22 protein-coding genes are annotated in these 21,828 nt (G+C 67.4%); 4 read left to right on the forward strand and 18 right to left on the reverse strand.

Annotated elements, in window-relative coordinates:
• Positions 1 to 54: 54 nt before the first annotated feature.
• Entirely contained in the window at positions 55 to 1,650 is a 1,596-nt protein-coding gene (locus tag IHE46_RS09065) for a tetratricopeptide repeat-containing sulfotransferase family protein (protein ID WP_192164306.1), read from the forward strand.
• Positions 1,651 to 1,911: 261 nt separating this feature from the next.
• Complete coding sequence (gene ggt, locus IHE46_RS09070; protein ID WP_225562926.1) at positions 1,912 to 3,615, forward strand: gamma-glutamyltransferase; 1,704 nt, start codon at positions 1,912 to 1,914, stop codon at positions 3,613 to 3,615.
• Between the two features lie 47 nt (positions 3,616 to 3,662).
• Here the strand turns inward: ggt and IHE46_RS09075 are convergent, their stop codons facing one another.
• The 17 genes from IHE46_RS09075 to IHE46_RS09155 form a co-directional block, all read right to left on the reverse strand.
• The gene (locus IHE46_RS09075; RefSeq protein ID WP_192164308.1) at positions 3,663 to 4,928 is read right to left on the reverse strand and encodes a glutamate-5-semialdehyde dehydrogenase; all 1,266 of its coding nucleotides are present in this window, start codon (positions 4,926 to 4,928) and stop codon (positions 3,663 to 3,665) included.
• Positions 4,925 to 6,076, reverse strand: a complete 1,152-nt coding sequence (gene proB / locus IHE46_RS09080) for a glutamate 5-kinase (RefSeq protein WP_192164309.1) — start codon at positions 6,074 to 6,076, stop codon at positions 4,925 to 4,927. The genes IHE46_RS09075 and proB overlap by 4 nt, the downstream gene beginning before the upstream one ends.
• Positions 6,073 to 6,432 carry a cupin domain-containing protein gene (locus IHE46_RS09085; protein WP_192164310.1) on the reverse strand — a complete coding sequence of 120 codons (360 nt, stop codon included), beginning with the start codon at positions 6,430 to 6,432 and terminating at the stop codon, positions 6,073 to 6,075. The genes proB and IHE46_RS09085 overlap by 4 nt, the downstream gene beginning before the upstream one ends.
• Before the next feature lie 12 nt (positions 6,433 to 6,444).
• Positions 6,445 to 7,740, reverse strand: coding sequence for an argininosuccinate lyase (locus tag IHE46_RS09090; protein ID WP_192164311.1), 1,296 nt, complete (start codon positions 7,738 to 7,740; stop codon positions 6,445 to 6,447).
• The gene (gene proS, locus IHE46_RS09095; RefSeq protein ID WP_192164312.1) at positions 7,737 to 9,098 is read right to left on the reverse strand and encodes a proline--tRNA ligase; all 1,362 of its coding nucleotides are present in this window, start codon (positions 9,096 to 9,098) and stop codon (positions 7,737 to 7,739) included. The genes IHE46_RS09090 and proS overlap by 4 nt, the downstream gene beginning before the upstream one ends.
• A gap of 55 nt (positions 9,099 to 9,153) precedes the next feature.
• A complete protein-coding gene (argC, locus tag IHE46_RS09100) occupies positions 9,154 to 10,134 on the reverse strand; it encodes an N-acetyl-gamma-glutamyl-phosphate reductase (RefSeq protein ID WP_192164313.1) in 981 nt (326 codons plus the stop codon).
• A gap of 1 nt (position 10,135) precedes the next feature.
• Positions 10,136 to 10,756 carry a GNAT family protein gene (locus IHE46_RS09105; RefSeq protein WP_192164314.1) on the reverse strand — a complete coding sequence of 207 codons (621 nt, stop codon included), beginning with the start codon at positions 10,754 to 10,756 and terminating at the stop codon, positions 10,136 to 10,138.
• Positions 10,753 to 12,075: an acetylglutamate kinase gene (locus IHE46_RS09110; protein WP_192164315.1), complete on the reverse strand. Its 1,323-nt coding sequence runs from the start codon at positions 12,073 to 12,075 to the stop codon at positions 10,753 to 10,755. Before IHE46_RS09110 ends, IHE46_RS09105 begins: the two co-directional genes overlap by 4 nt.
• 6 nt (positions 12,076 to 12,081) lie before the next feature.
• A complete protein-coding gene (locus IHE46_RS09115; RefSeq protein ID WP_192164316.1) occupies positions 12,082 to 13,275 on the reverse strand; it encodes an acetylornithine deacetylase in 1,194 nt (397 codons plus the stop codon).
• A gap of 13 nt (positions 13,276 to 13,288) precedes the next feature.
• Positions 13,289 to 13,660, reverse strand: coding sequence for a nuclear transport factor 2 family protein (locus IHE46_RS09120; RefSeq protein WP_225562927.1), 372 nt, complete (start codon positions 13,658 to 13,660; stop codon positions 13,289 to 13,291).
• A complete protein-coding gene (locus IHE46_RS09125; RefSeq protein WP_192164317.1) occupies positions 13,657 to 14,109 on the reverse strand; it encodes a GNAT family N-acetyltransferase in 453 nt (150 codons plus the stop codon). The genes IHE46_RS09120 and IHE46_RS09125 overlap by 4 nt, the downstream gene beginning before the upstream one ends.
• A complete protein-coding gene (locus IHE46_RS09130) occupies positions 14,109 to 14,612 on the reverse strand; it encodes a DinB family protein (protein WP_192164318.1) in 504 nt (167 codons plus the stop codon). Before IHE46_RS09130 ends, IHE46_RS09125 begins: the two co-directional genes overlap by 1 nt.
• Before the next feature lies 1 nt (position 14,613).
• On the reverse strand, positions 14,614 to 15,804 hold the full coding sequence (locus tag IHE46_RS09135) for an argininosuccinate synthase (RefSeq protein WP_192164319.1): 1,191 nt from the start codon (positions 15,802 to 15,804) through the stop codon (positions 14,614 to 14,616).
• A gap of 28 nt (positions 15,805 to 15,832) precedes the next feature.
• Positions 15,833 to 16,306 (reverse strand): OsmC family protein, encoded by a 474-nt coding sequence (locus tag IHE46_RS09140; RefSeq protein WP_192164320.1) that lies wholly within the window; start codon positions 16,304 to 16,306, stop codon positions 15,833 to 15,835.
• The gene (locus tag IHE46_RS09145; RefSeq protein WP_192164321.1) at positions 16,303 to 16,926 is read right to left on the reverse strand and encodes an FMN-binding negative transcriptional regulator; all 624 of its coding nucleotides are present in this window, start codon (positions 16,924 to 16,926) and stop codon (positions 16,303 to 16,305) included. The genes IHE46_RS09140 and IHE46_RS09145 overlap by 4 nt, the downstream gene beginning before the upstream one ends.
• Positions 16,927 to 16,933: 7 nt before the next feature.
• Positions 16,934 to 17,941: an N-acetylornithine carbamoyltransferase gene (locus IHE46_RS09150; protein ID WP_192164604.1), complete on the reverse strand. Its 1,008-nt coding sequence runs from the start codon at positions 17,939 to 17,941 to the stop codon at positions 16,934 to 16,936.
• A gap of 452 nt (positions 17,942 to 18,393) precedes the next feature.
• On the reverse strand, positions 18,394 to 18,954 hold the full coding sequence (locus tag IHE46_RS09155; RefSeq protein ID WP_192164322.1) for a glycine zipper 2TM domain-containing protein: 561 nt from the start codon (positions 18,952 to 18,954) through the stop codon (positions 18,394 to 18,396).
• 339 nt (positions 18,955 to 19,293) lie between these two features.
• On the opposite strand from IHE46_RS09155, the gene cysS reads away from it, so the two are divergent.
• Positions 19,294 to 20,667 carry a cysteine--tRNA ligase gene (gene cysS, locus IHE46_RS09160; RefSeq protein WP_192164323.1) on the forward strand — a complete coding sequence of 458 codons (1,374 nt, stop codon included), beginning with the start codon at positions 19,294 to 19,296 and terminating at the stop codon, positions 20,665 to 20,667.
• Between the two features lie 55 nt (positions 20,668 to 20,722).
• Positions 20,723 to 21,169: a SufE family protein gene (locus tag IHE46_RS09165; RefSeq protein ID WP_192164324.1), complete on the forward strand. Its 447-nt coding sequence runs from the start codon at positions 20,723 to 20,725 to the stop codon at positions 21,167 to 21,169.
• Between the two features lie 132 nt (positions 21,170 to 21,301).
• Here the strand turns inward: IHE46_RS09165 and dksA are convergent, their stop codons facing one another.
• The gene (dksA, locus tag IHE46_RS09170; protein WP_225562928.1) at positions 21,302 to 21,664 is read right to left on the reverse strand and encodes an RNA polymerase-binding protein DksA; all 363 of its coding nucleotides are present in this window, start codon (positions 21,662 to 21,664) and stop codon (positions 21,302 to 21,304) included.
• Positions 21,665 to 21,828: the final 164 nt, after the last annotated feature.

Below are 21,828 nucleotides of genomic sequence, written 5' to 3' on the forward strand. Positions count from 1 at the left end.
AATCGACGTCGGAGTTTTTTTGCAGCCCGCGGACGACTTGTGTAGCGTGACGGCATGAGCAGCGAAACCACACATTCCTCGTCATTGTCGCCCGCGGCCGCCCAGTTGCTGGAAAGGGCGCGCAGCGAATGGCGGCAACGGCAATTCGAGGCCGCCGAGCGATCGGTCCAGCAAGTGCTGTCGCTCGCGCCCGGCAACCCCGATGCGCTGCGCATGCTCGGCGTCATGGCCCAGCACCGCGGCGACCAGGCCCGGGCCGTCGACTGCTTCCGGCGCGTGCTGCCCGTGTGGCCCCATGACTCCGACCTGCACGTGGGACTGGGTATCGCGCTGCACGAACGTGGCGAGATCGAAGAAGCCATGACCCACCTGCGACGCGGCTGCGAATTGGATCCCGCCTCCGCATCGGCCTGGTTCAACCTGGGCGAAGCGCTGTGGCGGCGGGCGCGCACCGATGAGGCCATCGCGGCACTGCAACGCACGCTGGAACTCGCCCCCGCGCACCTCCCCTCCCGCCTATCGCTGGCCAAGGCGCAGGCCAGCCAGGGCCAGATCGATGCCGCGGTGACCGGTTTCCGCGAAGTGCTCCGGCGCGATCCGGGCAATGCCGAAGCATGGTTCGGATTGTCCAACCTCAATACCGTGCGCTTCGACGCCACCGACACGACCCACCTGCGGCAGGCGTTGGCGCGCGGCGGCCAAACGCCCCGCCACCGCGAACTGCTGGGCTTCTCGCTGGCCAAGGCGCTAGAAGACCAGGGCGATTACACGCAGGCCTTCGACCTGTTCCGGCAAGCCAACGCCTCGCGCCGCCAGCGCGTGCAGTGGAACGCAACAGGCGAGCGGCAGCGCGTGGAAGCGATCCAGCGCATCTATGCGCACGACACACCGGCGCCGCTGGATCCCGCACTGGGTCGCGAAGTCATCTTCATCGTCAGCGTGCCGCGCTCCGGCTCCACCCTGGTCGAGCAGATCCTGGCCTCGCATCCCGAGGTCGAGGGCGCGAACGAGATCAAGGACCTGTCGCAGGTGATCGACGCGGAAACGCATCGCCGCCATTCCGCGTTCCCGCTGTGGACGCCGCACGCGAGTGCGGCGGACTGGCAACGCCTGGGCAAGGAATACCTCGCGCGCACCGCGCCATGGCGCAAGGCCAAGCCACGCTTCACCGACAAGAGCCTGGTGAACTGGTACCTGGTGGGCGCCGCGCTGGCGATGCTGCCGTCGGCGCGCGTGGTAGTGGTGCGGCGCGACCCGCTGGAAACCTGCCTCGCCTGCTTCCGCCAGCTCTTCACCGAGCAGAGCAGCTTCACCTGCGATCTCGACGAGATGGCCGACTACTGCATCGACTTCATCCGGCTGACCCGCTTCTGGCTGGAGCGCTATCCGGACCGGGTGTTCGACCTCGAATACGAAACCCTGACCGCCGAGCCCGAGCCCACCACCCGACGCCTGCTGGATTTCTGCGGCCTGCCGTTCGATCCGGCCTGCCTGGAGTTCCACAAGACCTCGCGCGCCGTGCTGAGCTCGCCCAGCGCGGCGCAGGTACGACAGCCCATGCGCCGCGACACCGCACGCAGCGCACGCTACGGCGACCGACTGGATGGCCTGCGCCAACGCCTGCGCGATGCCGGCGTGCTGAAGGACTGAACGCGGCAAGCCGCATCGCGTGACATGAAATCCATCGTCGAAGCGGCAGGCCCACAACCGCCGGTTATGCCCCTCGCGCGTCTTTTCATTGGAGCGGCCCTCGCGCGCATGGCTATGCTTTGGCGATACGTCGAGGAGACCGAACGGATGTCCGACAGCAATACACCGCAACCGCAGTGTGGGTGGACGCATGCGAAGCGCGCGCCATCGGGATGGGGACGTTACGCCCTGGCAACGGTGATTGCCGCAAGTTGCCTGTCCTTGCACGCTCGCGAGGCCAGCCCGCCGCGAACCGCTGCGATAGCCAACGCGCCCGCCGCCACCCAGGCCGCGCTGAACCAGGCGAAGCCGGTCATCGCGAAACACGGCATGGTGGTCAGCGCGCAGCACCTCGCCTCCATGGTCGGGCTGGACATCCTCAAGCGCGGCGGCAACGCCATCGACGCCGCGGTGGCGGTCGGCTACGCCGAGGCGGTGGTGCATCCCTGCTGCGGCAACATCGGCGGTGGCGGCTTCATGACCATCCATTTCAAGGACGGCCGCGACGTCTTCCTCGACTTCCGCGAAAAGGCCCCGCTGAAAGCCACGCCGACCATGTTCCAGGACGCCAAGGGCAACGTGGTCCCGGGGCTCAGCACCGACAGCTACCTCGGCGTGGGCGTGCCCGGCACGGTGATGGGGTTGGACGAGGCGCTGAAGAAATACGGCACGATGTCGCTCAAGCAGGTCATCGCGCCGGCGATCAAGCTGGCCAGCGAAGGCTACGTGCTCGAGCAGGGCGACGTGGATTTCATGGACGGCAGCGCGGAGGACTTCGCCAAGTACCCGAACGTGGCGGCCATCTTCCTCGACCACGGCAAACCTTTCGTGGCCGGCCAGCGCCTGGTGCAGAAACAGTTGGCACAGACGCTGGAGCAGATCGCCCAGGGCGGCACCGACGCGTTCTACAAGGGGCCGATCGCCCACAAGCTGGTCGCGGCAAGCGAGGCCAACCACGGCATCCTTTCGATGAAGGATTTCGCCGACTACACCGTGCAGTGGGACAAGCCGGTGCAATGCGACTACCGCGGCTACACGATCGTCTCCGCACCGCCGCCCAGCTCCGGCGGCGTCACCGTCTGCATGATCCTCAAGCTGGTCGAACCCTATGCGCTAGGCCAGTGGGGCTACGGATCGGCGAAGAGCCTGCACTACCTGGTGGAAGCCGAGCGCCGCGCCTTCGCCGACCGCAACACCTACCTGGGCGATCCGGCCTTCGTGCACAACCCGATCGACCGGCTGCTTTCCCCCGATCACCTGGCCCAGGTCAGGGCCAGCATCCAGCCCGACAAGGCCACGCCCTCGTCCGACATCAAGGGCAGCCTGGGCCAGCCGGAAGGCATGCACACCACGCATTACTCGGTGATCGACAAGGACGGCAATGCCGTCGCGGTGACCTACACCATCAACTACCTGTTCGGCATCCGGCAGATCGCTGGCGACACCGGCTTCTTCCTCAACGACGAGATGGACGACCTCACCGGCAAGCCCGGCGTGGCCAACGGCGCCGGCCTGGTGCAAGGCGTGGTCAACCAGGTCGAGCCTGGCAAGCGCCCACTGAGTTCGATGACGCCCACCATCGTGCTGCGCGACGGCAAGCCGTTCCTGCTGACCGGCAGCCCCGGCAGCGCCACCATCATCTCGACCACGATGGAGAGCATCGTCAACGTGATCGACTTCGGCATGAACGTGCAGCAGGCGATCGATGCACCGCGCATGCACCACCAGTGGTATCCCGATGTCGTTTACATCGAGCCCGGGCTGGTCACGCCGCAGACGCAGAAAACCTTGGAGGCTATGGGCTACACGTTCGAGACACGCCAGGCGATCGGCGACGACGAGGCGATCCTGATCGATCCCCGCACCGGCCTGCGCGAAGGCGCCAGCGATCCCAGGACACCGGCGGGTCTGGCTGCAGGCTACTGACCAGCCCTCATGCATGCGGGAGCGTTGCCGCTTCCGCATGCATCGCGTTACCGCACGCGGCTCTGCGCGTGCCTGACCTGCCCTTCGCCACGCACCACGAAGCGTTCGATTGTGAGCGCCTCCGCGCCCATCGGGCCGTAGGCGTGAAGGCGCGTGGTGGAGATGCCGATCTCCGCGCCCAGCCCCAGCTCGCCGCCGTCGCTGAAGCGCGAGGAGGCGTTGACCATCACCACCGCCGAACGGATTGCCTGTACGAAGCATTGCGCGGCGGCCTCGTCGCGGGTGGCGATCACTTCGGTGTGGTCGGAGCCGTAGCGGCGGATGTGGGCGATGGCCTCGTCCAGGCTGTCCACCGTGTGCACGGCCAGGATCAGGTCGAGGAACTCGGCGGCGTAGTCGTCCTCGGTGGCCGGCTTCGCGTCGGCCACCACTTCGCATGTACGCGCATCGCCGCGTAATTCCACGCCGCGCTCGCGCAACGCCTGCGCGGCACGCGGCAGAAAATCCGCCGCCACGTCGCGATGCACCAATAGGGTCTCCAGCGCATTGCACACGCCGGGACGCGAGGTCTTGCCGTCGACCAGCAGGTTCAGCGCCAGGTCGAGGTCGGCCGCGCGATCTACGTAGAGATGGCACACGCCCTTGTAGTGTTTGATGACCGGCACGCGCGCATGTTCGGCGACGAAGCGGATCAGTCCTTCGCCGCCACGCGGGATGGCGAGGTCGACGAGGTCGCTCAGCTGCAGCAGCTCGACCATGGCCTCGCGGCTCAGATCTTCCAGCAGTGTCACCGCCGTCGTCGGCAGCCCGCGCGCGCGCAAGGCGTCGTGCAGGGCCGCGGCGATGGCGGTGTTGGAATGGATGGCCTCGGAGCCGCCACGCAGGATCACCGAGTTGCCCGCCTTCAGGCACAGCGCGGCCGCGTCGGCAGTGACGTTGGGGCGCGCCTCGTAGATCATCGCCACCACGCCCAGCGGGATGCGCACGCGCTCCACCGCAAGGCCGTTGGGGCGCGTCTCGCGGCGCGTCACCTGGCCGACCGGGTCGGGCAGTTCGGCCACTTCGCGCAGGGCGTTGGCGATGGCCGCCACGCGCGTTTCGTCCAGCCGCAGGCGGTCCAGCATCGCGCCCTGCACGCCCTTGGCGGCGGCCTGCGCCATGTCCTGCGCGTTTGCGGCGAGCACGTCGGCGGAACGTGCCTCCAGCGCAGTTGCCATGTCGCGCAGCAACGCCGCCTTGGTATCGGTGTCCAGCGCGGCCATCGCCGGCACCGCATCGCGGCTGGCCTGTGCCAGGGAACGGATCTCGCTCATGCCGTCATGCCTCCTGCGGTTTCAAGCGCGACGAGATCGTCGCGGTGCACCACCTCGTTGCCGTAGCTGTAGCCCAGCACCGCCTCGATGTCGCGGCTGTGCCGGCCGGCGAGCCGGCGCACTTCGCCCGCAGCGTACTGGCAGAGACCGCGCGCCACGGCCTTGCCGCCGGCATCCACGATCTCCACCAGATCGCCGCGCTGGAACTCACCCTGCGCACCGGCGACGCCACCCGGCAGCAGCGACGCGCGGCCGCCTGCCAGCGCATGCGCCGCGCCGGCATCCACACTGATGCAGCCCGCCGCGGCCGGCGCATGGCGCAGCCAGTATTTGCGCGCCTGCATGCGCGTCGCGGCGGCATCGACCAGGGTGCCGTGCAGGCGATCGTGACCAAGCGCTTCCACCGTCGCCGCATCGCGGCCACTGAACAGCACCGTGGGGATACCCGCGGCAGCGGCCTTGCTCGCCGCTTCCAATTTGGTGCGCATGCCGCCGGTACCGACCACGCTGCCGCTGCCGCCGGCCATCGCCAGCACCTCGGGCGTCAGCACCCCCACGTGGGCGATCGGCGCTGCCTGCGGGTCGCGGCGCGGGTCGGCGTTGTACAGCGCATCGATGTCCGAGGCGATCAGCAGCAGGTCGGCATCGACCAGCGCGGCGACGATGGCGGCGAGGTTGTCGTTGTCGCCGAGCTTCAGCTCGTCCACCGCCACGGTGTCGTTTTCGTTCACCACCGGCAGCACATCCAGTGTCAGCAACCCACGCAGCGTGGTGCGCGCGTTGAGGTAGCGGCGGCGGTTGCGCAGGTCGTCGTGGGTGAGCAGTACCTGCGCCACCGGACGCGCCGACAGGGACTGCCACAAGGCGATCATCGGCGCCTGCCCCAGCGCAGCCAGCGCCTGCCGTGCCGCGAGGTCGCCTGCGGCCGGCGCGTGTTCGCGCAGCAGGGCACGCCCCGCAGCCACCGCACCGGAGGACACCAGCACCACCTTTCGGCCTGCGGCATGGCTGGCGCCGATGAAAGCGGCCAGCGCCACGGCATAGCGATCGGTCAGGCCGCCGCCATCCGCCGCCAGCAGGTTGCTGCCGACCTTGAGCACCGCGCACCGCCAGTTCGGCAGCGCCTGTTCCGGCAGGTGCCCGCTCACGTGTCCGCCTCCGGCGGCGCGGCGACGCGGTCGCCATGGCTTTTCGGCGACGACACCACCAGGAAGCGTGTGTCGGCGTCGCTCTCGTTGCGCATCTGGTGTGCCGCTGCGGGCGGCACGTGCAGGCCTTCGCCTCGGCGCAACCGGTGCGGGATGCCTTCCAGCTCCAGCACGGCCTCGCCTTCCAGCACGTAGAAGAACTGCCGCGCGTGCACGTGGCGGTGGCGCTGCTCGGCCGTACCGGGCGGCATGCGTTCCTCGATCACGCTGAGATCATCGCCTGCCAGCAGGTGCCAGCCGTCGCAGCCTTGACCCCATTGGTAATGCTCGGCATTGCGCGTACCGACCGCCAACATGATCCTCTCCGTTTAGACGTCCAGACGTCCAAGCCTAGCATGCAATTCGTGCAGGCGAAGGTCGTTGCCCGAGCCCGGCGAAACGCGCTGGGCGAGACTGGACTCGGGCGTGCGCCCCTGCCCCGCCGAGGCGGCCGCCTCGGCAGCAGTACGGTAGGCGTCGCGGAACGGCACGCCCGCGGCGGCCTGTTCGATGGCCACGTCGGTGGCGTACATCGCCGGCTCGATCGCCGCGCGCATCGCGGGCTCGTTCCACTGCAGCCGCGCCAGCAGGTCGGGCACCAGCTCCAGCGCCATCAGGCCATGGCGCACACCGTGGAAGATCGAACCTTTGGAGAACTGCAGGTCGCGCTGGTAGCCGGTGGGCAGCGACAGCAGCTGCTCGATCTCGGTGCGTGCCGCCGCCACGCTGGCGTAGCTGGCGCGCAGCAGCTCCACCACGTCCGGGTTGCGCTTGTTGGGCATGATCGAGCTGCCGGTGGTGTATTCGGCCGGCAGCTTCACGAAGTCGAATTCGGCGGTGGTGAACAGCGACAGGTCCCAGGCCATGCGGCGCACGTCCAGCATCGCGGCGCCGATCGCCTCCAGCACGGCGATCTCGTACTTGCCGCGCGAGAGCTGGGCGTAGATCGGCGACACCTGCATGCGCCCGAAGCCCAGCGCGGCGGTGGTGTGCGCACGGTCCAGCGGCAGGTTCACGCCGTAGCCGGCGGCGGTGCCCAGCGGATTCGCGTCGACCAGCTCGCGCGTGCCGCGGGCGCGGAAGGCGTTGTCGATGAAGCCCTCGGCGAAGCCGGCGAACCACATGCCGGTGGACGACACCACGGCGCGCTGCAGGTGGGTATAACCCGGCAGCGGGATGGCCGGCTGTGCGGCGCGCTGCAGGCACACTTCGGCGATGGCACGGCAATGCGCTTCCAGCGCCTCGAGCTTTTCCTTCAGCCACAGCCGCGTGGCGACCAGGATCTGGTCGTTGCGGCTGCGCCCGGTGTGCACGCGGCGCCCGGCGTCGCCCAGGCGCTCGGTGAGGCGCGCCTCGATGGCGGAGTGGCCGTCCTCGTAGCGCTCGTCCAGCACGAAGGCACCGGCACGGAAATCCTCCGCCAGCACGTCCAGCTCGCGCTTCAGCGCGGCCGCTTCGTCGGCGCTCACCACGCCGATGTGCGCCAGGCCTTCGACGTGCGCCTTGCTGGCGGCGATGTCGTGCAGGAAGAACTCGCGGTCGAGTACCACGTCGTCGCCGGCCAGGAAACGCATGATGCGTTCGTTGGTCGCGACGCCCGCCTTCTGCCACAAAAGATCGCTCATGGTGATTGCCTGCCTGTGTGATCCGTATCGAAAGGATGTTGCGCGGCCAGCGCCTGCAGCGCGGCCTCCGCCGTGAGTTCGCGGCGTTCGCCGCTGGCGCGGTGTTTCAGTTCGACCGTGCCGGTTTCGAGCCCGCGCGGCCCCACGATCAGCTGCCAGGGCACGCCGATCAGGTCCATCCGGGCGAACTTGGCGCCGGGGCGCTCGTCGGTATCGTCGTACAGCACTTCGGTGCCCGCCTGGGCCAACCGGTCCTGCAGCATCGCGCAGGTGGCGTCGGTGCGCGCGTCGCCGACCTTGAGGTTGACCAGACCCACGCGGTAAGGCGCCACCGCTTCGGGCCAGACGATGCCGTGCTCGTCGTGGCTGGCTTCGATGATCGCGCCCAACAGGCGCGACACGCCCACGCCGTAGCAGCCGCCGTGGATCGGCCGCTCGGCGCCATCCGGACCGGTCACGTGCGCCTTCATCGGCAGCGAGTACCTGGTGCCGTAGTAGAAGATCTGGCCGACTTCGATGCCGCGCGCCAGCACGCGCTGCGCGTCCGGCACCTCGCGCTCGAAGCGCGCGGCGTCGTGCACGTCCTCGGTAGCCGCGTAGGGTGCGGTCCACTGCGCGATCAGCGGCGACAGGTCGCTCGCGTAGTCCACGTCTTCGCCCGGCACCGGCAGTTGCAGCAGCGCCTGGTCGCAGTACACCGCCGATTCGCCGGTCTGCGCCAGCACGATGAATTCGTGCGAGAGGTCGCCGCCGATCGGCCCGGTCTCGGCGCGCATCGGGATCGCGCACAGGCCCATGCGCGCGAACATGCGCAGGTAGGCGACGAACATGCGCTGGTACGAGCGCCGTGCGGCCGCCTCGTCGAGATCGAACGAATAGGCGTCCTTCATCAGGAACTCGCGGCCGCGCATCACGCCGAAGCGCGGGCGCTGTTCGTCGCGGAACTTCCACTGCACCTGGTACAGGGTCATCGGCAGGTTGCGCCAGGAATGCACGCAGGCGCGGAAGATCTCCGTGACCATCTCCTCGTTGGTCGGCCCGTACAGCAGCTCGCGCTCGTGGCGGTCGCGGATGCGCAGCATCTCCGGGCCGTAGGCGTCGTAGCGGCCGCTCTCGCGCCACAGCTCGGCCAGCTGCAGCGTGGGCATCAGCAGCTCGACCGCGCCGGCGCGATCCATCTCCTCGCGCACGATGCGTTCGACGTTGCGCAGCACGCGCAACCCCAGCGGCAGCCAGGCGTAGATGCCGGCGGCTTCCTGCCGGATCAGGCCGGCGCGCAGCATCAGCCGGTGCGAGGCGATCTGCGCCTCGGCAGGATTCTCCTTGAGAGTGGGCAACAAATAGTGCGAAAGACGCATGGCAGGAACTCCGAAAGGACGGGACGAACGACGGTGAAAACGGCGGAATGCCGCTTCACGGTCGTGCGGCGACGTCCAGCGGAATGCCTGCCAGCTCCGGGCTGCCGATGGCGCGGTTGACGTTCTGCATGGCCTGGGTAGCCGCGCCCTTCAACAGGTTGTCCAGCGTGGCCACTACCACCACGCGCTTGCCGTCGGCCGACAGCGCGAAGCCGCCGATCTCGACATGGTGCCGATGCGCGATGCGGCTCACCCACGGCGCCTCGTCCAGCACCTGCACCAGCGGCTCGGCCTCGTAGGCGTGGCGGAAGCGCGCAAGCACTTCTTCGCGCTTCAGCGGCTTGGCCAGGTAGAGGTTGGTGGTGACGGTGAGGCCGCGGAAATGCGGCGCCACGTGCGGCATGAACTCCACCGGCAGGCCGAGCTGGAAGCTGACCTCCTTCTCGTGCGTGTGGCCGGTGAGCGAATACGGCATCAGGTTGTCGCGCAGCTTCTCCGGATCGTTCTTGTCCGACGGCGTGGTGCCCGCACCGGAATAGCCGGATACGCCGAAGCACACCGGCGGCGCGGCCAGCAGGTCTTTCAGCGGCGCGATGGAAAGCTGCATCGCCGTGGCGTAGCAGCCGGGGTTGCTGATGCGCCGGCTTTGATAGGTACCGTCGCCGCGCCATTTGTTACGGGTGAGCTCGGGCAGGCCGTAGTACCACGACTTGTCGAAACGGTAGTCGGCGGAAAGGTCGACCACCACCGTGTCCGGAGCGTCCTTGTCGATGGCCTCCACGTAGGGCGCGGCCTTGCCGTTGGGCAGCGCAAGGATCACCACGTCGGCACGCTTGGCGGCCGCCGCGGCAGGATCGAGGCTTTCGTAACGCAGCTCGCCCGCGTAGGCGTCGCTGTGGTCGCTGACGCGCTGGCCGTCCAGCTCGCGCGACGAGACGAAGCACAGCTCCAGCGACGGATGCGCCGCGACCAGGCGGATCAGTTCCGCGCCGGTGTGGCCGCGTGCGCCGACGATGCCGATGGTTTTCCTGTTCATGTCATGCGTTTCCGTGCTGCTGCAGTTTCGCCTGCAGGTTGCGTTTCACTTCGGGCCATTCGCCGTCGATGATCGAATACATCACCGTGTCGCGCGGACTGCCGTCGGCATGGCGTTTGTGGTGGCGAAGGATGCCGTCCTGCTTTGCGCCCAGCCGCTCGATGGCGGCGCGCGAGCGCGCGTTGAGCGTGCTGGTCTCCAGGTTCACGCAGATGCTGCCCAGCGTTTCGAAAGCATGGCCGAGCAGCAAAAGCTTGGCCTCGGTATTGGCCCCCGTGCGCTGCACGCGCGGTGCGTACCAGGTGTAGCCGATGCTGATCCGCGGCACCGACGGCTCCAGGCCGTAGAACCGCGTGGTGCCCACCAGCTCGCCACGCGCGTCGAGCACGGCGAACGGCAACACTTTGCCTTCGTCCCGTGCCTGCAGGGCGGCGTCCAGATAGGCCGGCATGTCGTCCACCGACGGCGTGTTGGTGAACCACAGGCCTTCGAGCCCCGCGTGGTCGCGCGCCTTGCGCAACCCGTCGAGGTGGACCGCCTCCAGCGGCACGAGCGAAACGTGGCGCCCCGCCAGCACGGGAGTGTTGCGCCAGGCCAGCGGCAGATCGGTATCGGTCGTCATCGGTCCACCAGGGTGGGCTGCCGCTGCGCGCAATGCATCACGCAGCGGGCGATGGTGTCGAAATTGCCGTCGAGGCCGTACCAGAACACTTTCCACTTCGGCTGCTTGAGGCAGCCGTCGGATTCGGCGTAGTAGAAGATGTTGACCTGGTTGCCGTGGCGCGAACGCCAGAACAGCTGCGGGTTCTCCTCGCGCATCACTTGCCACACGGCGCGGCCAAGGCCCTCGCCCTGCGCGTCGTCGAGCACGGCGAACTTGTCGAGATAAGGAAGACCATCTTCCATGGTGAGTATCATCGCCGCGCGATAGTTCTCGCTCACGTAGATGCGGTAGGGCGTGGTGCGCTCGAAGTAATCCGGCACCAGATCGCGGCCGAAGCTGGATTCGATCAAATCGCGCATGCGCGTCCGGTCGATGCCGTCCCACGACTCGAAGCGCAACACCTTCTCGCCCCGCCGCACCAGGGTGCCCGAACCCTTGTGGGTGAACAGCTCCTTGGCCAGCTCGGCAGGCCGCGTGATCGACACGGACGAGGTGAGCGGCAGGCTGTTCAGCAGGTCGGCAATCTGCTCGATCTTCAGGCGCATGCCGCCGTTGATCCACGGCTGCGCCATCAGGTGTTCGTATTCGGTGCTGAGGTTGATCGAATCGATCAGCTTGCCTTCGCCGTCGAGCAGGCCGCCGGTGCCGGTGAGGAACACGATCTTGTACGGCTGCAGCATGCGCACCAGTTCGTTGGCGGCGACGTCGGCATTGATGTTGAGGATCTGCCCCTCGTCGGTTTCGCCCAGGCTGGCGATCACCGGGATCGAGTTCGCGCGCAGACTGGCTTCGATGGGCGCGAGGTTGATGCTCTCCACCTTGCCCACCATGCCGAGCGCATCGCGATCGAGGTAGCTGGCCATGAACACACCCGAGGGCACGGCGGTGGCGCGCGTGTCCATCGCCTGCAGCGCCTCGACCAGCTTGAGGTTCTGCTGCATGAACACCTTGCGCACGATGCCCAGCGCCTTGGGCGAGGTGACGCGCAGGCCGTTCACCGTCTGCTTGACGATGCCGGCGGCGGACAGCTCTTCGTCCAGCTGCGGGCCGGCGCCGTGCAGCACGATGGGCGTGAGGCCCACCTGCTGCAGGAAGGTGAGCGAGGATGCGAGGTCCTGCAGTTCGTCGCGCAGCACCGCGCCGCCCACCTTCACCACGGCGAAGCGCTTGGAATCCAACTCGGAGAAACGCTTGAGGTATTGCTGGATTTCCTTCGCGCTGCCCATGCTCGACAGCAGGCGGACGATGGTTTTCCGTGTATGCGTATGGGCTTCCACGATGACTCAGCTCTTATCGATGATGTAATGGATGGTTTCGGCGTAATGCTGCAATTGGTCCAGCGCAACCCACTCGTCGGCGGTATGCGCCTGCGCGATGTCGCCGGGGCCGTAGACGAAGGCGATGTAGCCGGCGGCGGAAAACAGCGAGGCCTCGGTCCAGAAATCCACCGCGTTGCCCACGGGGATGTCCAGCTCGTCGGCCAGGTCGCGCGCCGCCAGGCGCCGCGCCTCGGCGGTGGCGGTGTCGCCGGCCGGCAGCGAGGGACCGCGGAAGGTTTCCTCGAAGTGCGCGGGCGCCGGCTCGGCGAGCGTGCGGAAGCGTTCGAGCAGTCCATCGGGATGCATCGTCGGCAGAGGCCGCATGCCGAAGCGCACTTCGGCGCTGGGCGCGATCATGTTGGCCTTGATGCCGCCTTCGATGCGGCCGATGTTGAAGCGCAGTCCGGTGAGGCCACCGAAGCGCTCGTGCGATTGCGCGGCGACGAAATCCAGCGCGGCATCGCCCCAGCGCACCGCCTGGTGCAGCGCGCTGTCGCTCGGCTTCTGCTCGCCCGAGGCGTGCCCGGCATGGCCGGCGAAGCGCATCAATACGGACTGGATGCCACGGTGCGCCAGCACGGCTTCGCCCTTGGTGGGCTCGGCCACGATCACTGCTTCATAGCCCCTCTCCCCCTGGGAGAGGGGTTGGGGTGAGGGTTCGGCTACTCCGCCACGCTCCGCTTCGCCCGTACCCTCACTCCGGCCCTCTCCCGGAGGGAGAGGGGGAAAGGCGCGGAGGAAGCCGGCGATGCAGCGCGGGTCGTTGGCCTCTTCGTCCGTGGTGAACAGCAGCGCCATGTCGCCGCCGCTGGCGTTCGCCACCGCCAGCAGGGCCGCCGCCGCACCCTTGATGTCGCAGGCACCGAGGCCGATGGCGCGGTCCGCCGTCAGGCGCAGTTCGTGCGGGCTGGCCGTCCACGCCGGCGAGTCGGGCACCGTGTCCAGGTGCACGTTGAACAGCAGCCTCGGCCGGCCGCGCACCGCGTGCAGGCCCACCGCGCCGGCACCGTGGTCGGTCACCGTGATGTCGAAGCCGGGCAGCTGCGCGCGGAGGTAGTCGAAGATGCCGCCCGTGGTGATCGCGCGCGGCGGATTGCGGGTATCGAACGACACCAGCGCCTTGAGGTGTTCCAGTGTGGATTGCAGTAAGTCGCTCATTTCGTCGTTGCGCTCATTGCGGACTCGCGGAATAGAACCACGCCGATCGGATCAGCCCGTCGCATACCTCGAACACCGCCATGCTTTCCAACGGCTGCTCGCCGAGGCCATGGATCAGTTCGTGGTCGAACACCTTGTTGCCTACCATGGTGCGCGAGACCAGCTCCGCTCTCAGCTGTGGATTGTTGAACCGGTGCTCGGCGTAGAAGGCCGCCAGGGCCGGCTTGCCCTTTATCGACGGCGCCTCCGCCGGCATGCGCCACGAACGGAAGTCGTCCGCAAAACAGGCGAGGAAGGCCTCGAGATCGCGACGGTTGTACGCCTCAAACTGCCGGACCACGGGAGCAGCGATATCAGACATGCAGGAGTCCGTGCCGGGAGTCATGGGATGGCCACCGTGCTTCCGGCGGCCTGCGTGTAGAGATCGCGGTGAAGGATTTCCATCAGTCGCTCGGGCCGGGCCGACGTTGCGAAGCCGAATTTCTCGTACAGGCTGTGCGCATCGGCTGTGGCGAGCATGAAGCGACGCAGCCCCTGCAACTGCGGATGCGCCATGACCGCCGTCACCAGCGTCTTGGAATGGCCCTGCCCGCGGTGTTCCGGCAGCACGAACACGTCCGCCAGGTAGGCGAACGTGGCGCCGTCGGTAACCACCCGCGCGAATGCCACCTGGCGTCCGTCGATATAGCCGCCGAAACACAGCGAACCGGCGATCGCCCGCTCCACCGTCGCGCGCGGGATGCCGCGGCTCCAGTAGGCCTCGGTACTGAGGAAATGGTGGATCAGCCCGATGTCAAGGCTGTCCTTGTCGGTGTTGACCTGCAGGGTTCCCATCAGGCCGCACTCCCGTGTTCGCGGCGCCACGGTTCCGCCGCATGCAGATAGACATTGATCGTGTCGGCGGGACGCGGCAGCGACAACGCATCGAGGATCTGCCCCACCGCACCGCGGTGATACGCACCGTGCACGACCAGGTGCTGCAGCATCTCGGCGCGCGACATCTCGCCCGCCTTGCCGTCGGTGAAACGGAAGCGGATGCGCTCGCCCCAGCGCTCCGGCGACAGTTCGCGCGCGTAGCCGGCCAGCCAGGCATCGCTGTCGCGGATGCTCGCCGTCAACGCCGGAAGCTCCGGCGTGTCCTCGGTGTTGGTGGCGGCGTACGGGTTCGCTTCGCCTGACAGATGCGCCGCGAAGATCCGATCCACCACGAACGTGTGGTTCATCACGCGAACGGCCTTGCGCCGCTGCTCGGGGAAACGCTCGCCGTCGATGGCGAGCATGGCCTCAAGCATGGCGGCGTTTGCCCACGCCTTGTACGCGAACAGGGGCGCGAACATGTCAGCGATTGACCTCCGCCCACAGCGTACTGCTCATGCCGAACAGCTTGATGAAGCCCTCGGCCTCGGCCACGCCCCAGTCGGCGGACTGCGCATAGGTGGCGCCCTTGGCGTTGAGGATGTGCTTCGATTCGATGGCTACGGCGTTGACCACGCCGCCGTTCGTCTCCAGCGTGACTTCGCCGTTGACGGTGGACTGGCTGGAGGCGAGGAAGGCCTCCAGGTCGGCCTTCAGCGGATCGTGGAAGAAGCCTTCGTACACCACCTCTACCCATTTGCGCGCCACGTCCGGCTTGAAGCGGTTCTGCTGCTTGCTCAGCACGGCTTCTTCCAGCGCGCGGTGCGCCGTCAGCAGCGAGATCAGGCCCGGCGCCTCGAAGATGATGCGGCCCTTGAGGCCGATGGTGGTGTCGCCGGTGTAGAGGCCGCGGCCCACGCCGTACGGCGCGAACAGCGCGTTGAGCTTGGCCAGCAGCTGGTGGCCGGCGATCTTCTTGCCGTCCAGCGTCACCGCCTCGCCCTTCTCGAAGCCGATCTTCACGCGCAGCGGCGCGGACGGCCATTCGGCGCGCGGCTTGCACCAGCCGCGCGCGCCCTCGCCCGGGGCTTCCCACTTGTCGATCTCGCCGCCGGACATGGTGACGCCGAGCAGGTTCTCGTTGATGGTGTAGGCCTGCTGCTTGGCGCGCACGCCGAAGCCGCGCTCCTCCAGGAACTTCTGCTCATAGGCGCGCGTCTGCGTGTGCTCTTTCTGGATCTCGCGGATCGGCGCCACGATCTCGTAGTCGCCCAGCGACTTCACCGCGAGGTCGAAGCGCACCTGATCGTTGCCCATGCCGGTGCAGCCGTGCGCGATGGCGCGCGTGCCCAGCTCGGCGGCGCGCTTCAGTGCGGCCTCCACGATCAGGTAGCGGTCGGACACCAGCAGCGGGTACTGGCCCTGGTAGCCCTCGCCCGCCCACACGAAGGGCTTCACGAAGCCTGCCCAGATCGCCGGGCCGCCGTCCACGGTGACGTGGCTGGCCACGCCCAGCTCCTTCGCGCGGTTCTCGATGAAGGCGCGCTCCTCGGCATCCACGCCGCCGGTGTCGGCGAACACGGTGTGCACGGCCCAGCCGCGCTCCTTGAGGTAGGGCACGCAGAAACTGGTGTCGAGGCCGCCGGAGAAGGCGAGGACGATGTCTTTGCTCATGGCTTGCGAATCCTGATCGGGGAAGATGTCAGTCGGAGGAAACGACGATGCGCGGTTCGCAGCGCACCGGGAAATTCACGGAGTTGGCGATGAAGCAGGCGTGGTGCGCGGCCTCGTGCGCGGCCAATGCCTTGTCGAGGTCGCTGTCGGCGCGGATGGCGACCAGCGGGCGCAGCACGACCTCGGTGAAACGGCCGCCGTCGCCTTCGGTGACCATCGTGCCTTCGGCGCTGTCGTCGTAGGCGACGACCACCACGCCCGCCACGGTGGCCATGTGCAGGTAGGACAGCATGTGGCAGGTGGAAAGCGCGGCCACCAGCATGTCTTCCGGGTTGTGCCTGGTGGCATCACCACGGAAGGTGGGATCGGACGAACCGGCGAGGTCCGGCTTGCCGGGGACGCGGATCAGGTGGTTGCGGCTGTAGTTGCGGTAGCCGTCGGTGCCGCTGCCGCGGTTGCCGGTCCAGACCACATCCACGCGGTAACGGTGCGGGTGGTTCATGATTTCGCCTCTTCCAGTCTGGCCATCCAGCTGGCCAGCGTCGCATCGCCGTCGGCGTTGCGCCGGCGCAGGCCGGCGATCACGCCGAGACGGTTGCGCTCGGGGTGGTTCTGGCTGAGCTTGAACTTGCCTTCGATGTGTTCGACGGCGATCTCGATGCCGACGATGGCGCGCAGCAGTTTCTCGACATGATCGTCCGGCGCATCGCCGACGCGCCACGGCTGCGGTTCGGCGGCCTCGTGGTGGTCGGTCAGGCGCTCCAGCAGCGCACGCAGCCAGGCGGCGTCCTCGACGACCTTCAGGCGACCGCGCACATGCACCACCGCGTAGTTCCACGTGGGCACTTCGCGGTGCGTCTCCGCCTTGGTCGGATACCAATTCGGGCTGATGTAGCCCTGCGGGCCCTGGAAGATCGCCAGCACTTCGGCACCATTCATCCCGGCCAATTCATTGCCACGCGCCACGTGGCCATGCAGCTCGCCATCCACCCACTCCAGCGGAAAGTGGTTGGCGACGACGCCGTCCGCCGCGTTCGCCACCACGGTGGCGAACGGGTAGTCGCGGATCAGCCCCTGCAGGGCCTCCGGGCGCGTTTCGACGAACGACTTCGGCATGTACATGGCAGGCTCAGCGCTGGCCGACCAGCGACGCCATCACCGCCTTCTGCACGTGCAGGCGGTTCTCGGCTTCGTCGATGGCCATGCAGTACGGCGCATCCATCACCGCGTCGGTGGCCTTGACGTTGCGGCGCAACGGCAGGCAATGACTGAAGAGGCCGTTGTTGGTGAGCGCCATCTTGGCCTCGTCCACGATGAAGTGCTTGTGCGCATCGCGGATGGGCTTCTCCTGCTCCCACTTGCCGAAATACGGCAGCGCACCCCAGCTCTTGGCGTACACCACGTCGGCGCCGCTGTAGGCTTCCTCGATGTCGTGGCTGACCTTGAGCGAGCCGCCGTTCTGCGCGGCATTCAGCCGTCCGAACTCCATGTAGCGTTCGTCCAGCACGTAGTCGGGCGTGGGGCACAACAGGGTCACGTCCATGCCCATCTTGGTGGCGATCAGCAGCGCGGAGTTGGCCACCGCGGTGTTGAGCGGCTTGGGGTGGTAGGTCCAGGTGAGCACGTACTTCTTCTTGGTGAGGTCGCCCAGGTGTTCGCGCATGGCCAGCGCATGCGCCAGCTCCTGGCAGGGATGGGTGATCGTCTCCATGTTGATAACCGGCACCGTGGCGTATTTCGCGATCGCCTTGATGACCTTGTCCTCGCGGTCCACCGACCAGTCCTGGAACTTCGGGAAGGCGCGCACGCAGATCAGATCGGCGTAGCGGCTGAGCACGCGCGCCACCTCGGCAACGTGCTCCTCGGTGTCGCCGTCCATCACCGTGCCCGGTTCGAACTCGATCGGCCACGCGTCCTTGCCAGGCGCCAGCACCACCGCATGGCCGCCCAGCTGGAACGCGCCCAGTTCGAAACTGGTGCGCGTGCGCATCGAGGGATTGAAGAACAGCAACGCCACCGACTTGCCGGCCAGCTGCGTGCCCGCGGGCGAACGCTTGAATGCGGCGGCCTGTTCCAGCAGCGCGTCGATCTCGGCGCGGCTCCAGTCCTGGGTGGTGAGGAAGTGGCGGATGGTCATGGATGGGGTCGCCTTGATGAAATCGCTCTTGGTGAGTAGTCCGGCCATGGATGACCGGTTTTGCTTTCGCGGACGGAACGGCGGTGAGATAAAACCAAACAAAAAAACCCGGCACGGTGGCCGGGTTTTTCGTCGATACGTATACAACAGCGCGCGACAGCCTACCCGGCCGGATGTTCGTCCAGCGGTCGGCGCGCACGCGACGTCATGCCAGCAGCCATGCGGGCGCTGGTCAGGACATTGGCGGTATAGACGGCTGTGGACATGGGGGTTCCAGTCGGGCGAGCCGACATCATGACGGGATTTTCGCTGCCATGCAACATGCTTTTTGCGATGGTCATCCGAGGCTGCCGACCGCCGGGCAGCGCTGGTGCGCAGCGCCAAAAAACGCTTGCAGCAAGTTTTCCGAAACCCCTAACGAAGACGCCGCCCGAAGGCGGCGTCTGCAAACGTCAATCGGCGGGAGTCACGCTCACCCGCACGCGCAGGCGCTCGCCCGGGTCGTAGTTCAGGCGCGACTCGTAGATCTCGCCGCGGTAGCGGTATTCCACGTCGTAGCCCGCGATCTGCTGCTGGCTGGCGCCGGTGTTGACCATGCTGCAGTTGGTCACCGTCTGCGCGGTCTGGCTGCCGCTGTTGGCCGCCACCTGGCCGCCTACCGCGCTGCCTGCCACGGCGCCGACCGCGGTGGTGAGCACGCGCCCGCCGCCACGGCCAACCGTGTTGCCCAGCACGCCACCGACGACGGCGCCCAGGATCGAGCCTGCCGTGGTGTTGCCGGGGTGCTGCACGACCACGGTCTGGTCCTGGCAGACCTGACGCGGCGCGGCCACCTGCACGTAGACCGGATCGACCCGCAGCACGTCCGCCCATCCGAAATGGGCGCTATCGTCCTGCGGCGCCCCGGGCTGCGCGCCGGACGGCGGGGGCGGTGGTGGGTAATTCGCATCCTGCGCCTGAACGCCGGTGGCGACCAGCGCCAGCATCAGCGGAACAAAGAGAAACTTAGGCATTGCGGACTCCGGGACATTCTTGCTTTTGGGCGCAACTTCGGCGCATGGCAGATTGCAGCAAAGGGATACTGAATCGCGGCTTAGAATCGGTTCCGCGTCTCGCAGAGCGGGGCCTTTTCGCCCTACCCCACGGTCACGGACCGGCGCCCGCACCCCACGGCTCCCTGCACACCTTCGTTCCTCCCTGACCGGCGCGAGGTGGTTCCTGGCACGAGCCATGCGAAGACATTGGCGCGTGCCTGGAATTCCCCAACCGCAACCGCCTGTCACCGCATCGCTTATGCCTTGTTAAGATGCACGGCTGGCCCATGCCTGCGGCCACTGCTGGAATCCATCCCGATGCCGATCTCGCTCTACAACAGCCTCACCCGCCGCGCCGAAACCTTCGCGCCACTCGATCCGCAGCGCGTGACGATGTATGTGTGCGGTCCCACGGTATACAGCTACGTGCACATCGGCAACGCGCGCGGCCCTGTGGTGTTCGACGTGCTGGCCCGGCTGCTGCGCCGGCATTACCCGAACGTCGTGTACGCCCGCAACATCACCGACGTGGACGACAAGATCAATGCCGCCGCGCTGGAACAGGGCGTGGGCATCGAAACGATCACCGGCAAGTTCACCGCTGCCTACCGCGAGGACATGGCCGCACTCGGCATCACCCCACCGGACGTGGAGCCTTGCGCCACCACGCACATCGCCCCGATCGTCGCAATGATCGAGCGGCTGATCGTCGACGGCCACGCCTATGTGGCGGAGGGCCATGCGCTGTTCGACGTGGCCAGCTATCCCGACTACGGCTCGCTTTCCGGCCGCGACACCGATGAGCTGATCGCTGGCGCGCGCGTGGAAGTGGCCCCGTACAAGAAGAATCCCGTCGACTTCGTGCTGTGGAAGCCCTCCACGCCCGAGTTGCCCGGCTGGGACAGCCCCTGGGGCCGCGGCCGGCCCGGCTGGCACATCGAGTGCTCGGCGATGGCCGAGAAGCACCTGGGCGAAACCATCGACATCCACGCCGGCGGCAACGATCTGCTATTCCCCCACCACGAGAACGAGATCGCCCAGTCCACCTGCGCCCACGGCGGCAAGACCTTCGCGCGCTGGTGGCTGCACAACGGCATGCTCACCTTCGACGGCAGGAAGATGTCCAAGTCGCTGGGCAACGTGCTGCAGCTGCACGAAATGCTCAAGCACCACCCGGCTGAAGCGCTGCGCCTGCGCCTGATGAGCGGCCACTACCGTCAGCCGCTGGACTGGTCCGACGCCGCCATCGCGCAGTCGGTGAGCACGCTGGACGGCTGGTACCGCGTGCTGCGCGACTTGGCGCATGTCGTGGCGGATACCGCGCAGCTGCCGGTGCCTGCCGCCATCGAAGCCGCGCTGTGCGACGACCTCAACACTCCGCAAGCGCTGGCCGAACTCTCCGTGCTGGCCGACGCCGCCCGCGCACAGGGCACGCCCGAAGCCAAGGCCGCTTTGCTCGGCGGCGGCGCACTGCTCGGCCTGCTGCAGCAGGACCCCGAGGCATGGCTCAAGCGGGCCGGCGGCAGCGAGGTCGATGCCGCCAGGGTGGAGGCCTTGCTCGAGGAGCGCCGCGCCGCGCGCGCCGCGCGCGACTTCGCCCGCGCCGACGCGATCCGCGGCGAGCTTTCCGCCATGGGCGTGACCATCGAGGACGGCGCGCAGGGCACGCGCTGGAGCGTGGTCAAGGCGTGACCGCCACGGCAGGAGACACTTAGCGCATCGTCGTCATGCGCGCGATAATGTGCGCATGAACGACATCGCCACGAGCACCACCCGCAGCGCCGCCGAGGCGCAGCGCGAAATCGCCGAGGAGTTCGCCTACTTCAACGAGTGGAGCGAGCGCTACCAGTACCTGATCGACCTCGGCAAACAGTTGCCGCCCTTCCCCGACGAGTACCGCACCGATGCATGGCGCGTGCACGGCTGCCAGTCGATGGTGTGGCTCGTACCCAGCGGCGACGCATCGAAGATGCATTTCGCGGCAGCCAGCGATTCGGCCATCGTGTCCGGCCTGATCGCGCTGGTGCTGCGCGTGTATTCCGATCGCCCGGCGGCGGAAATCGTGGCCACCGAGCCCGACTTCATCCAGGCCATCGGCCTCGCCAAGCACCTTTCGCCCACGCGCTCGAACGGCTTGGCGGCGATGCTGGCGAAACTGAAGGCTTACGCCGCTGCGGCAGCAAGCAAGGCGTGAACAGGGAAAGCGGCGCCGCACTTCACCTTTCGCTTTGCTCGACACATGAAGCCCCGCTCGAAGCGGGGCTTTTTTTGGAAGTCCTGCACGGATGCCGGGCTTGATCCTTGCGCTCCCGGAGGAGCGCAGAAATCAATCTCCCATCTGCTTCTGCAGATGCTCGCGGCGCTCCTGCGCATCCAGCGAGAGCGTGGCGATCGGACGCGCGTCGAGGCGCTCGACGCCGATCTCCTCGTCGGTTTCCTCGCAGTAGCCGTAGCTGCCGTCCTCGATGCGACGCAACGCCTTGTCGATCTTGGAGATCAGCTTGCGGTAGCGGTCGCGCGTGCGAAGCTCCAGCGAATTCTCGGTCTCGCGCGTGGCGCGCTCGGCCTCGTCGCCCACGTCACGCACTTCGTCGCGCAGGTTGTCCATGGTCTGGCGCGACTCCTCGACAAGCTGGTCGCGCCAGTCGCGCAGCTTGTTGCGGAAGTAGGCCAGATGCATCGGGTTCATGTACTCCTCCTTGGAGGAGGGACGGTAACCCTTGGGCAAGGCGATCGTGGTGGTAGCGGGCAAGGCATAGCGCCCGTCTTCGCGGGTGACGCCGTTGTCCAGATTTTTTGCTGCCGATTTGTTCATTGCGGATGAGGCGTTTTTTGATGGCTTGTGGGATGCGC

Origin of the sequence: Rhodanobacter sp. DHG33, assembly GCF_014843005.1 — a bacterium.
GTDB lineage: Bacteria > Pseudomonadota > Gammaproteobacteria > Xanthomonadales > Rhodanobacteraceae > Rhodanobacter_A.